General features: G+C 38.2%; 9 protein-coding genes and 1 pseudogene. 9 read left to right on the top strand and 1 reads right to left on the bottom strand.

Translation table 11 applies throughout. The annotated features are described in order from the left end of the window. The first annotated feature begins 37 nt into the window (after positions 1–37). The 8 genes and pseudogenes from hutU to hutH all read left to right on the top strand — a co-directional run bounded on the left by hutU (position 38) and on the right by hutH (position 9,982). On the top strand, positions 38–1,753 hold the full coding sequence (hutU, locus tag ACFCYJ_RS20660; protein ID WP_376076477.1) for a urocanate hydratase: 1,716 nt from the start codon (positions 38–40) through the stop codon (positions 1,751–1,753). A gap of 166 nt (positions 1,754–1,919) precedes the next feature. Continuing rightward, on the top strand, positions 1,920–3,272 hold the full coding sequence (locus ACFCYJ_RS20665) for a YjiH family protein (protein WP_376076480.1): 1,353 nt from the start codon (positions 1,920–1,922) through the stop codon (positions 3,270–3,272). A gap of 12 nt (positions 3,273–3,284) precedes the next feature. Continuing rightward, complete coding sequence (gene hutI, locus ACFCYJ_RS20670; RefSeq protein WP_376076482.1) at positions 3,285–4,550, top strand: imidazolonepropionase; 1,266 nt, start codon at positions 3,285–3,287, stop codon at positions 4,548–4,550. 15 nt (positions 4,551–4,565) lie between these two features. Continuing rightward, positions 4,566–5,744 carry a M20/M25/M40 family metallo-hydrolase gene (locus ACFCYJ_RS20675; protein WP_376076484.1) on the top strand — a complete coding sequence of 393 codons (1,179 nt, stop codon included), beginning with the start codon at positions 4,566–4,568 and terminating at the stop codon, positions 5,742–5,744. A 2-nt stretch (positions 5,745–5,746) separates the two neighbouring features. After that, a complete protein-coding gene (locus ACFCYJ_RS20680; protein WP_376076487.1) occupies positions 5,747–6,925 on the top strand; it encodes an amidohydrolase in 1,179 nt (392 codons plus the stop codon). Positions 6,926–6,937: 12 nt separating this feature from the next. Continuing rightward, positions 6,938–8,104: a hypothetical protein gene (locus ACFCYJ_RS20685; protein WP_376076488.1), complete on the top strand. Its 1,167-nt coding sequence runs from the start codon at positions 6,938–6,940 to the stop codon at positions 8,102–8,104. A gap of 131 nt (positions 8,105–8,235) precedes the next feature. Then, positions 8,236–8,436, top strand: a pseudogene (locus tag ACFCYJ_RS20690) (Na+/H+ antiporter NhaC family protein); the annotation flags it as partial. Positions 8,437–8,476: 40 nt separating this feature from the next. Further along, positions 8,477–9,982: a histidine ammonia-lyase gene (gene hutH / locus ACFCYJ_RS20695; protein ID WP_376076491.1), complete on the top strand. Its 1,506-nt coding sequence runs from the start codon at positions 8,477–8,479 to the stop codon at positions 9,980–9,982. 186 nt (positions 9,983–10,168) lie between these two features. On the opposite strand, the gene rpoN is transcribed toward hutH, so the two are convergent. Further along, positions 10,169–11,437 (bottom strand): RNA polymerase factor sigma-54, encoded by a 1,269-nt coding sequence (rpoN, locus tag ACFCYJ_RS20700; protein ID WP_376076493.1) that lies wholly within the window; start codon positions 11,435–11,437, stop codon positions 10,169–10,171. A gap of 190 nt (positions 11,438–11,627) precedes the next feature. Between rpoN and hemW the strand changes: the two genes are divergently transcribed. After that, a complete protein-coding gene (hemW, locus tag ACFCYJ_RS20705) occupies positions 11,628–12,773 on the top strand; it encodes a radical SAM family heme chaperone HemW (protein WP_376076555.1) in 1,146 nt (381 codons plus the stop codon). The last annotated feature ends 84 nt before the right edge of the window (positions 12,774–12,857 follow it).

Here is a 12,857-nt window from a genome sequence, read left to right on the forward strand (position 1 = left end):
ATTATTAAAGGATAGATATAAAAAGGAGGAATTGTAAATGACAAAACCAGAAATCTTATATTCAGTAAAAGCTCAACGAGGAAGCACATTGCGATGTAAAGGATGGCGCCAAGAAGTAATTTTACGCATGCTAGAAAATAATATGGAAAATGCTGAAAAGCCAGAAGAGCTAGTGATTTACGGTGGGATTGGTAAAGCCGCTCGTAACTGGGAGTCATATCATGCGATTGTAGATTCCTTGAAAGATTTAGAAGATGATGAAACACTAGTTGTGCAGTCAGGGATGCCTGTGGCTGTCTTTAAAACACATAAATACGCACCAACTGTTGTCATGGCAACAACAAATATTATGAAGGCAGATTGGCCAACATTTTACGACTTACAAGAGAAAAATTTAACGATGTATGCCAATTATACAGCTGCACCTTGGGAATATATCGGCACGCAAGGAGTTATTCAAGGAACATTTGAAACATTATCTGCCATAGCTAGATTGCATTACAATGATTCACTTGTCGGAAAAATTCTATTAACGGCTGGTGCCGGAGGGATGGGTGGCAACCAAACACGTGCAATGACAATGCATGGTGGTGTTGCAATTTTATGTGACTCCAATATTGAAATTATTAATCGACGAATTGAAAAGGGCTTTATCGATGTAGTTGTAGATTCTTTAGAGGAGGCAATCGCGCTTGCTAAAGAAAAAGCGGCGGCAGGTGAAGCACTTGGTATTGCTGTAGTTGGAAATGCAGCTGATGTATTTGAGAAAGCCTTAGAAATTGGATTTTTACCAGATATCGCGACATCAATGACACCTGCACATGACCCGATCGCCTATCTACCGGCAGGCTATACGGTTAAAGAAGCTGAGGAGTTACGTGATCGAGATCGTCTTGAATACTTAGAAAAAGCGCGACAAACAATGATTCGCGAGCTAAAAGCATTAATAGCTCTCCTCGATAAAGGGGTGCATTCATTTGAATATGGCACAAGTATTCGGAAAGAATGTATTGACGCTGGGTTTGACGAAAAAGAGGCGAAGCGCTTACCAGGATTTGTAGCAGAATATATACGTCCGTTATTCTGCGAAGGGCGTGGACCGTTCCGTTGGATTTGTATGTCGGGAGATTCGGAAGATTTACGTAAAATTGACGATATGATTTTAGAAAAATTTAGTGATGATTTACTAGTTACACGCTGGATTAAACTAGCGAAAGAGCATATCCCAATTGAAGCTTTGCCTGCCCGGATTTGTTATATGGGCTTCGGACAACGTAAAAAGTTTGCATTAGAAGTCAATGATATGATTCGTCGAGGAGAACTTAGTGGGCCAGTTGCGTTCTCTCGCGATAATTTGGACTCAGGTTCTATCGTTAATCCAACATTTGAATCTGAAAATATGAAGGATGGTGGGGATTTAATTTCTGACTGGCCTGTATTAAATGGCTTACTCAATGCAGTTGGAATGTGTGATTTAATTGCACTGCAAGCTAACTATTCAATGGGGGAGGCCGTTCATACAGGTGTAACGATGATTGCAGATGGAACAGAGGAATCTGATATGCGCCTGGAAGTGGCAATGACGGTGGACTCTGGTATTGGTGTTGTGCGTCATGCACAAGCAGGCTATGAGACTGCCAAAGATGTAGCGAATGGCAAAGGGGAATTAACAGATGAAAGCATTAAAATCCCACTATGGTGGGAACCAACAGCAACCTTTGGCCCTAAAGATTTAGTCAAAGAACAAGTGTAAAGAAGTTAAAGCCCCCGGCGGATGTCACGGAATTCGGAAAGGAGTTCTTTGTGCAAACACAAAGCCGAATCCGGACGCAATTATGCCGAGGCATAATTGATCAGAGGCCAGTGCAATCAGTAAAAACAGTACCTGGTCTCTTTTCCTATAAAGAAGGAGGAATGTCATGAAAAAAGCTGATACGACGCATTTGGATTTTGACAATGTTTTAGAAAAAACACCTCATATTTATCCGAAATCGGCGGTCTACAAATTTTTTGGCTTTAGCTTATTTGGCATTTTTATGTTCTTTATCTCTATTACGTTAAATGGAAAAAAGACAATACCGCTTGACCATTTAGTGACGTTTATCCGTACACAGTTTTCATCAGTGATTGTCTATTACATTTTGATAATCGTCATTGCGGGAGCTATTTATCCTATTTATCAAAAAACCTGGAATAAATCGATAGTAGAGATGGTTATTTCAACATTGAAAATAATTGGTGCTATTGCTTCTGTGCTTGTCGTTTTTAATATTGGTCCGAGCTGGTTATTGGCTGAAGATATGGGACCATATTGGTATAAGTCACTCCTTACTCCAATTGGCGTTTTGGTTCCGATAGGCGCAATTTTTTTAGCGATGCTTGTCGGTTATGGCTTACTAGAATTTGTAGGAATTTTAGTGCAACCTATTATGCGCCCAATTTGGAAAACACCTGGTAGATCTGCCATTGACGCTGTAGCTTCCTTTGTCGGTAGTTATTCAATTGGGTTATTAATTACAAATCGTATTTATAAGGAGGGGAAGTACACCACAAAAGAGGCCGTCATTATTGCTACAGGGTTTTCCACTGTTTCTGTAACATTTATGATTGTTGTAGCAAAAACTTTAAACTTGATGGATATTTGGAATCTTTATTTTTGGATTACTTTTATAGTGACATTTTTAGTAACAGCGATTAGTGTGCGCATTTGGCCAATTCGCAATATAAGTAATGAATACTACAACAATATGGAAGGCGATAAGGAGAAAATCGTAAAAGAAAATCGTTTACAGCATGCATGGAAGGAAGCGATGCAGACCGCAGAGAAAGCTCCGAACCTGTGGCAAAGTATAAAAGAGAATGTTAAAGATGGCTTAGTGATGGCCATGGGGATATTGCCGACGATTATGTCGATTGGTCTTATTGGTTTATGGCTTGTCAATCACACACCTATTTTTGATTATGCAGCTTATTTGTTTGTACCTTTAACGTATCTATTACAAATGGCTGAGCCGTTAATCGTTGCAAAGGCAGCAGTTGTCAATTTAATAGATATGTTTTTACCATCACTCGTAGCGGTTGAGAGCACTGTCGAAACACGTTTTATTGTCGGTACTTTATCTATTTCTGCTATTCTTTTTTTCTCTGCACTTATTCCTTGTATTTTATCAACGGAAATTCCAATTTCTTTAGGAAAAATGATTGGAATATGGTTTGTGCGTAGCGTCTTAACCTTAATTATCGTTACACCAATCGCCTATTTATTATTGTAAAGGAGTGATTATGTGCTAAAAAGACCGGACTATATTATTAAAAATGCAGCACAAATTTTGCCTTGTACAGGTGATCAGATGCAGGATTTTCAAGTTTTGACTGATACAGCAATCGTTATTGAGGGTGAACGAATAATTGATATTTGTTCGGATAAGGAACTAAAGCAACGTTATGTAATGGACGGTACAAACATTATTGATGTAGAAGGTAAAGTTGTTGCTCCAGGTTATATCGATGCTCACACGCACTTGGTTTTTTATGGCAGTAGGGTCGAGGAGTATGCTGCTAAATTATCTGGCAACGTTGAGGAAAATCTAAAAAATCTAGCGATGACAGTAGGGCCGAATCGTACGATTGAGCTTACACGAGATACTGCTGAGGGTGTGCTTTTTGAGCAATCAAAAAAACGTATTATGACAATGCTTAAACATGGCACAACTACAGTTGAGAGTAAAAGTGGTTATGGACTAACACCTGAAAGTGAATTAAAGATTTTACGCATAGGCCGGCAATTACACGAGAATACCCCTCTTGATGTTGTGAATACATTTTTAGGGGCACATGGTATTCCGGATCATTTAACGAAGAAACAATATGTCAATGAGATTATTGAAGTCATGATTCCACAAGTAGCACAAAACAACTTAGCGGAATTCTGTGATGTTTGGTGTGATGAAGGCTATTTCACTGAGCAAGAATCCGAGCGCATCTTACAAGCTGGATTAGCGTACGGATTATTACCTAAAATTCATGCTGATGCCTATTCGTATATTGGAGGTTCAGATTTAGCAGCGCGAATGAAGATGGTTTCGATTGATCATTTGAACTATACACCAGAATCATTAATGACACAATTAGCGGAAGCGGGTGTCATCGGTGTAGTGATGCCGGCTTTAGATTTTGCTGTTGCCCATAAGCGCCCCTTTGCTGCCCGTAAAATGCTAGATAGCGGTATGCAAATAGCTTTAGCGACAGACATGTGTCCAGCTTGCTATACAAGTTCTATGTCCTTCGTCATCAATTTAGCTTGCCGACTTTATCAATTTACGGTAGAGGAAGCGATTAAAGCTGCGACAAAAGTAGCGGCTAGGGCATTGAATTTAACAGATCGCGGTACGTTAGAAATCGGCAAAATTGCAGATATTCAAATATGGGATGTACCAACCTATAAGCATGTAGCATATGAGCTTGGAACGAATATTGTAGAAACGGTTATCAAACGCGGTCGTGTCGTGATAAATGAAGGTACTTGGTCAAAGGAGAACACATTCATTTAGAAGGGAGAGGTAAGATTGAACGTTAACTTTACGTCAAGGGCAGCAGAAAAAGTGAATGAGGAAAGATTAGTTAAGTTATTTTTAGAAATGGCAAGAATAAATGGTCCGAGTAGCAAGGAAAGTCTAGTTGCAGCATTTTTAAAGGATGAATTAACGAAGTTAGATTTTCAATTAACGTTTGATGAAGCACATAAAAATTTCAATGGAGAAGTAGGGAATTTAATAGCCTGGCATAAAGGAACGGATGACACCATTCCACCTCTATTCTTTTCTACTCATATGGATACAGTATTACCGACGGAGGATCTCAAGCCAATTATAAAGGATGGGGTCATTTACTCAGATGGTACTACGATTTTAGGGGCTGATGATCGTGCAGCACTTGCCTCCTATATCGAGGCGATGGGTGCCATCATTGAAAGTGGTATTCCACATGGACCGATTGAATTGATATTAACAGTAAATGAGCAAGCAGGCCTAGTTGGTGCAAAATATATGGATTATCAAAAAATAAAAAGTAAAAAGGGTTATATTTTTGATAGTAGTGGCGATGTAGGGCAAATTATTTTGCAAGGTCCATATAGTAGCAGAATTTGGTTCACGATTAATGGAAACGCAGCACATATTGCGTTAAATGCTGAAGAGGGAAGAAATGCTTTTCTCATTGCTGCTAATGGGCTGTTAAATATGAAATTAGGTGAGATTGATAGTGAAACACTAGCGAATATAGGCATTATTCATGGTGGAGAGCTGACATCGATTATACCAGGCTCAGTTACACTTGGAGGAGAGGTAAGAAGTTTTTCTAAAGAGAAATTAGAAGCTCAATTGAAACATATGCAGGAGACGATGGAGGTAGCCGCTAAGAAATACCAAGGTACTGTAGAAGTGAAAATTGACGAGAAATATCTAGGATTCAATATTTCTGAGGAAGATGAACTTGTTCAAACAGTATCTGAAGCGGCAGATAACATTCAAGTATCCTCCTATTTAACAAAAACATTAGGTGGAGCAGATACGAATGTTCTAAATGAAAATGGATTGACTTGTATTACACTCGGGAATGGATTTCAGAATATTCACTCTTTTAGAGAGAGTATTAGTATTGAAAACTTAGTGAACACAGGTAGATTAACAGCTGCGCTAATTGAACAGTGGTATGAGCAGCATAAATCACAAATAGAGGAGGAATAGAAATGTCAACTATATTAAACATTACGAAAGAATTAGAGAAAATGGTTCCGCAAGTACAACAGTGGAGAAGATATTTACATGAAAATCCTGAATTGTCGTATAAGGAATACTCTACGTCCGATTATGTCTATAGCCAGTTAATGTCTTTTGGAAATTTAGAGGTCACTAGACCAACAAAGACGAGCGTTTTAGCTATTTTAAAAGGAGATTTACCAGGAAAGTGCTTAGCTTTAAGAGCAGATATGGATGCTTTACCTATTCAGGAAGAAACAAACTTGCCTTTCGCTTCTAAAGTGCCAGGTGTGATGCATGCATGCGGTCATGATGGGCATACAGCTATGTTACTAGGGGCAGCAAAGATTTTATCTACTTTGAAACCTGCAATAAAAGGAGAAATTCGCTTTATTTTTCAGCATGCAGAGGAGGTATTTCCAGGTGGAGCCAAAGAAATGGTGGCAGCTGGGGTTATAGAAGGTGTCGATCAAATCGTAGGATTACATTTATTCTCCATGCTTCCTACAGGGAAAATAGGTATTTGTTCAGGTCCTATTACAGCAAACTCTGATACGTTCGACCTTGAAATTATCGGAAAGGGTGGGCATTCTTCTCAACCGCAGGATTCTATTAATCCTATTTTAATAGGTGCGCAAATTACTAATCTATTGCATCAAATTGTACCACAGAAGGTTGACGCGAAAGAGCGTGCTGTCATAGCTGTAACAGAGTTTAGCGCGGGGAGTGCTAAAAATATTATTCCAGATCGTTCGTTTTTAGGAGGCAGTGTAAGAACCTTTTCACAAGAAGTGCGTGAGTTGATTGCGAAAGAAATTGAAACTCAAGTAAAGCATTTCACTGCAGTACATGGCGCTGATTATAAATATGAGTATCACTATGGTTATTCTTCTGTCGTAAACGATGAGAAACTGACTTCATTAATTGAAAATATTATTAGAGAAAGTCTAGGTCCAGAATATATTTTACACATTGATCCAATTATGGGTGGAGAAGATTTTTCGGCGTTTTTGACGAAAGTTCCTGGCGTATTCATAGGGATCGGTGCAGCCTTTGAGGATGAATCATTAAATTATCCGCATCATCACCCTAAATTTGGAATCCAAGAAGACTCATTAGAAGTTGGATTGAAAATATTAGTTCATACAGCTTTAACACTCAACTCTTAAGGGGGAGATAAAATGCTTCAAGAACCAGTAATTGCAACAATGATCATTCTAGGATTAATCGCTTTGGGAGAAATTATCTCGGTTATTAGTAATGCAAGAGTACCAATGCTTTTTGTAGCAATGATGGGTTACTTAGTCTTGTTATGGCTAGGGATTTTTCCGAGAGATTTACTTGCTAACTCTACATTTTTAACAGTAGGAGCAGTATTAGGAACAGCACCAATCTTAGTTCACATGGGAACATTAATACCGTTAAAAATGATCCGTTCGCAATGGAGAGCTGTCATTATTGCGATAATCGGCATGTCATTTGCCTCACTCTTTATTTTAACAATTGTTACTTTCCTTTTTGACTATAAAACAGCTGTTGCTGGAACTGGCCCTTTAAATGGCGGAATTATTGCTGTTTTAATTACTTCAGAAGGATTAAAAGAGTTGGGGTTCGCCAGTTTACTAACAATTCCAGCTCTTATTATGGCGCTACAATCATTAATAGGCATTCCTGTTGCGAATCTTTTGTTACGAAAACATGCTGTGAAAATTCGTGAAAAAATTCACAGTGGCTCTTTTGTTGCTTCCAATAATGCCAGCTTTGAAGAGGGAGATGATAAATTAATCATTCCTAAAAAATACCGAACGCCTTTAGTGTTATTGTTTATGCTGTTTATTGGAGGTGCGATTGCGGTTGCTTTAGCCAAAGTGACAGGTATTCCTTATAGCTTGTGGGCATTAGCAATTGGTATTATTGGTCGCTTAGTGAATTTCTATCCTGAACGAGTAATGGAAAAGGCAAATGGTTTTACTGTTGGGATGGCGGGAATCATTTTTATTGTTATAGGAATGATGAACGATATTACATTTGATATGTTTATCGAACAGCTGCCTGCAGTTGCCACTATCCTTATCGTAGGGGTACTAGGTATTCTTTTAGGTGGTTTTATCGGGGCAAAACTATTTAAATTTGATTATTTTTTAGGTATTCCAGTAGCGTTAACAGCTACATTTGGTTTTCCGGGAGACTACATTGTATGTGAGGAAGTAAGTAGAAGTATTGGCAAAACGGATGATGAACAGAAAAAAATCTTCAATGAAATTTTAACACCAATGCTAGTAGGTGGATTTACGACTGTAACTATTGGAAGTGTTGTTATTGCGAGTATTTTAATCAAAACAATATAAAACAGATGGTGGGAGAAATGTTTGTTAGATAATCCGGTTTTAACTTCTGTCAGCAAATGTCTTTTGTAACGAAAGTGAAACGGCAGTTACAGAAGTCTCCCACCTCTATAAATGGTGAGATGAATGATACGCTCGCCACAGCTGCGCTTATTGGAACTGCTGGTGCTCTAGGCGATGCAGGCTCTCCTGCTTCAGATAGTACACTTGGCCCTACATCTGGTTTGAATGCTGATGGACAGCATAGCCATATTTGGGATACATGTGTACCAACATTTGTACATTATAATATTCCATTATTTATATTTGGTATTGTGGCAGCAATGGTTTTATAGAAATCGAACATTAGTAAAAAGCATAGGGGTGAATTTTTTAATGGAAGTTATTCTGCTAGATGGTTACACATTGACAAGAGAACAAATTGAAAAAATTGCTAAAGGCTATGCACATGTTTCGCTAGCACCGAGTGCGTTAGATCGAGTTAGAAAGAGCCGCGCTCGTATTGAAAAAAGGTTAGCGGAGGGTCAAGCTATATATGGTGTAAATACAGGCTTCGGTAAACTGAGTGATGTTCAAATTGCTGAACAAGATAATGAACTATTGCAACTTAATTTGCTACGTGCCGATGCAGTTGGAGTGGGCACGCCATTAGAAATCTCAATTGTACGCACGATGATGGCTTTGCGTGCCAATGCTTTAGCAAAAGGCTATTCGGGCATTCGCGAAGAAACGCTTCAATTATTAATTGAGTTAATCAATAAAGATGTACATCCTATTGTGCCATCGCAAGGTTCGGTTGGTGCTAGTGGTGATTTAGCACCATTGGCTCATATTGCGTTAGTACTTGTCGGGGAAGGAAAAGCAGAGTATCAAGGAGAGGTCATATCAGGACAGCAAGCATTAGCTCTTGCAGGGCTCTCGGCGGTTCGATTACAAGCTAAAGAAGGACTGGCATTAATTAATGGAACACAAGCGATGACGGGTATTGGGATTATTACAATTAATGAGGCAGAACGTCTTGGGTACGCGGCAGATATGGCAGCATGTCTGACAATGGAGGCATTAAAAGGAATCATTTCAGCCTTTGATGAAGATTTATTAGCAGTACGCCCTCATGCTGAAATAGCAACTGTTGGAAGTCGGATACGAAAGTGGTTGGAGGGAAGCAAGCGTATAACAACACAAGGAGAAATACGTATGCAAGATGCTTATTCGTTGCGCTGTGTACCACAAGTTCACGGAGCTTCGTGGCAATGCTTCAATTATGTAGAACAACGCTTGCAAACAGAGATAAATGCCACAACGGATAACCCGATTGTATTAGAAAATGGTGAGGTAGTATCTGGAGGGCATTTTCATGGACAACCGATTGCACTTGCCATGGATTTTTTAAAGGTAGGTGTAGCAGAATGGGCGAATATTTCAGAACGTAGAACGGAGCGCTTAGTGAATCCGCAATTAAGTGAATTATCTCCGTTTTTAGCAACAGATCCAGGCCTTGAATGTGGATTAATGGTTGTTCAATATGTTGCAGCATCGCTCGTTTCTGAAAACAAAGTCCTTGCCCATCCGTCAAGTGTGGATTCTATCCCGACTTCAGGTAATCAAGAGGATCATGTAAGTATGGGAACCACTGCGGCAAGGCAAGCACGACAAATTGTGCATAATAGTGCGCGAGTGCTTGCCATTGAGTTAATTGCTGCCTCTCAAGCAATTTTTTTAGAAAAAGCAGAGCATCAATTAGCCCCAACAACACGAAAATTTTTAGAAATAGTACGTTCATTCTGTCCACCGTTAGAAGGTGATAAGGCCATTGGTGAAGAGACCGAAGCACTTGCTCATTATTTATTAAGTAGTAACGATATTTTAACTATTGGATAAGACAAGATATGGGCTATCCCAAAAGAGAAAATAGTATGCTTGAAGATTCCTTCTAGCATACTATTTTTGGCTTTTAAGAAGTTTATAAGCCTGTTTTTTCTCGCGAATGGGAGTATAGTCAAAACCACATTAGTATAGGGAAATCGTTTTTCATGTAAGAATAATCATATTGATTGGATGCAAAATTTATAATTCCTTTCTTTTGTTTGCTGCTGGTATTCCTAACTCTTCCCGATATTTGCTAATAGTACGCCTAGCCAAATTGATTTGAAAAGAGCTGGCTAGGCTTTCAGCAATCTTTTGATCAGATAAAGGCTTTTGTTTATTTTCCAAGGTAATTATATTTTTAATTAATTCTAAAATTGAAGTTTGAGAATGCTCTGTTTGAGTGCTTTCAATTTTAGAAGAAAATAGATCCTTCCATAAATACGTTCCAACAGGTGTCAGTATTATTTTATTCCGAATTGCTCGGCTTACTGTTGACTCGTGCATGTCGATTTGTGTTGCGACATCTCTTAGAGATAAAGGTTTTAAATAAGATAGCCCCTGGTAGAAAAATTGTTGTTGGTGCTGTAGGACCACTGACATGATACGAATAATTGTTTGACGGCGTCGCTCTAGGCTATGGACGAGCCACTCATAATGCTTATATTGCTGTTTTACATATGCTTGTTCAACTATAGGTAGTAAAGATGTAACATTTTTATAGCTATCATGAAGCTGAATAGATGGCAGTGAGTGATCATTTAAGCTGAATCGTAATGCCCCATCTTCGATAACAACGACAATATCTGGTGTAACATACTCGATGTTATCTACTGAGTTCAAAGTGCAAGGTATTGGTGTTAGTTGCTGAAGCTGATTAATTAGTGCTAATAACTGTTCCTTAGAAAGTTTAAGAGATTTCATCAATTCAGGAAATTTACGTTCAGCCAGTAGGTACAGTCCTTTTTGAATGAGCTGCTGTAAATCGTAATCATTCTCTTCGATTTGTAACAAAAGACATTCTTGCAAATTACGCGCACCAATTCCCGCTGGACCGATTTGTTGTAAAAGCTGAATACCATAATAATGTTGTTCATCTGCAACATTAGAAAGGTGTGCTGGAGAATAGCCCTTGTTATCTAACTGTTCAATAAGAAACTGGACAATTTGTAAATCATTACTTGCAAAAGTGAGTGTAGCTAGTTGTAACAATTCCTCCCGGTAGTTTGGTTCTGCAATTTTTGTATATAATTCATTGTCAGTTGTTCGAAAGGGAGAATGAGAATTTCCGAAAATACGTTCTTGAAATGATGGTGGTTGAAAGTCGATTAACGGATTCTCTAATTGCTGCTCATACAAAAATTGCTCTAGTTCAAGTGTTGTATATTGTAATAATTCAATAGATTGCTGTAATTGAGGTGTCATCATCATTTTCTGTTGCTGTTGTTGCTTTAAAATTATGTCTATCATGATCACTCCATTTCTTACTTTTAATTAGCATAACACAAAAATACGAATTTTCAGATAATAACATAGATAAATAATGTTAATGCAAAATAGTTTTGATTTAGTTATTTTACTAATTCGATTCATGGCGTTCCCTGCCTCAATTGTTTATAATGAGGAAATGAAAAAGACTTACGAGAAAGAAGGGATAGCTATGGCACGGGGTGTTTACATTCATATTCCTTTTTGTCATCAAATTTGTAACTATTGCGATTTCAATAAATTTTATTTTAAAAATCAACCAGTAGATGAATATATAGAAATGCTTGGCAAGGAGATGGAGCTTGCGACAAAAAAGTATCCCGAGAGTTTTAAACAAATCGAAACGATATTTCTTGGTGGTGGTACACCAACAGCCTTATCGCCTCAACAAATAGAGAGACTTCTTGAGCTTATTTGTACGTATATTCCAATGGACAGTGTGACAGAATTTACATCAGAGGCCAATCCGGACGAGCTATCAGAAGCAAAAATGCAGGCATTATTTGATGGTGGTGTTAATCGCTTAAGTATGGGTGTACAATCCTTTGATCAAGAGTTGTTAAAGAAAATTGGCCGTACACATAGCAACAATCACGTCTATGAAACAATTGCCTTGGCGAAAAAGGTAGGTTTCAGAAATATTAGTTTGGATTTAATGTATGGTTTACCGGGTCAGACGATGGCACAATGGAAGGATACTTTAGAAAAAGCATTCGCGCTTGATTTACCACATTATTCTGCTTATTCATTAATCGTGGAGCCAAAAACGATTTTTTATAATCAATACACAAAAGGTAAGCTTCATTTACCTACTGAAGATCTTGAAGCCGATATGTACGATGTGTTAATGAACCAAATGGAGGCACATGGACTTCAGCAATACGAAATTAGCAACTTTGCTCAATCTGGTTTCAGTTCTAAACATAATAAAATATACTGGGAAAACGATGAATATGCAGGCTTTGGTGCTGGTGCTCATGGGTATTTAGCTGGTGTGCGTTATTCAAATCATGGACCATTGAAAAAGTATATGGATACAGTAAATGCAGGGGAACTACCAATTGTATATGAACATGTTGTAACAGAGAAAGAGAAACGAGAAGAGCAAATGTTTTTAGGTTTGCGTAAAACAGAAGGAATTACACACACTATATATGAAGAAAAATTTAATGAATCGATGCATAGGCATTACTCACATGTCGTTGAAAAGTTAGTTTCAGAAGGTCTATTGGAACAGGATCCTATAGGAATTCGTCTTACGCGAAAAGGTCGTTTTGTAGGGAATGAAGTATTTCAACAATTTTTACTAGAAGATTGAGCGATATCGTTGACATAAAATGTAGGATTTGATAACTTAATAATAGTATTAGCACTCCTCTTAGTTGAGTGCTAACAGAGGTGA

The organism is Lysinibacillus sp. NPDC056232 (genome assembly GCF_042267565.1).
Taxonomy (GTDB): domain Bacteria; phylum Bacillota; class Bacilli; order Bacillales_A; family Planococcaceae; genus Lysinibacillus.

Bases quoted from the DNA above. Each gene is read 5' to 3' on its own strand.
- hutU (WP_376076477.1), top strand. From the start codon at position 38: ATGACAAAACCAGAAATCTTATATTCAGTAAAAGCTCAACGAGGAAGC.
- ACFCYJ_RS20665 (WP_376076480.1), top strand. From the start codon at position 1,920: ATGAAAAAAGCTGATACGACGCATTTGGATTTTGACAATGTTTTAGAA.
- ACFCYJ_RS20680 (WP_376076487.1), top strand. From the start codon at position 5,747: ATGTCAACTATATTAAACATTACGAAAGAATTAGAGAAAATGGTTCCG.
- ACFCYJ_RS20685 (WP_376076488.1), top strand. From the start codon at position 6,938: ATGCTTCAAGAACCAGTAATTGCAACAATGATCATTCTAGGATTAATC.
- hutH (WP_376076491.1), top strand. From the start codon at position 8,477: ATGGAAGTTATTCTGCTAGATGGTTACACATTGACAAGAGAACAAATT.
- rpoN (WP_376076493.1), bottom strand. From the start codon at position 11,437: ATGATAGACATAATTTTAAAGCAACAACAGCAACAGAAAATGATGATG.
- hemW (WP_376076555.1), top strand. From the start codon at position 11,628: ATGGCACGGGGTGTTTACATTCATATTCCTTTTTGTCATCAAATTTGT.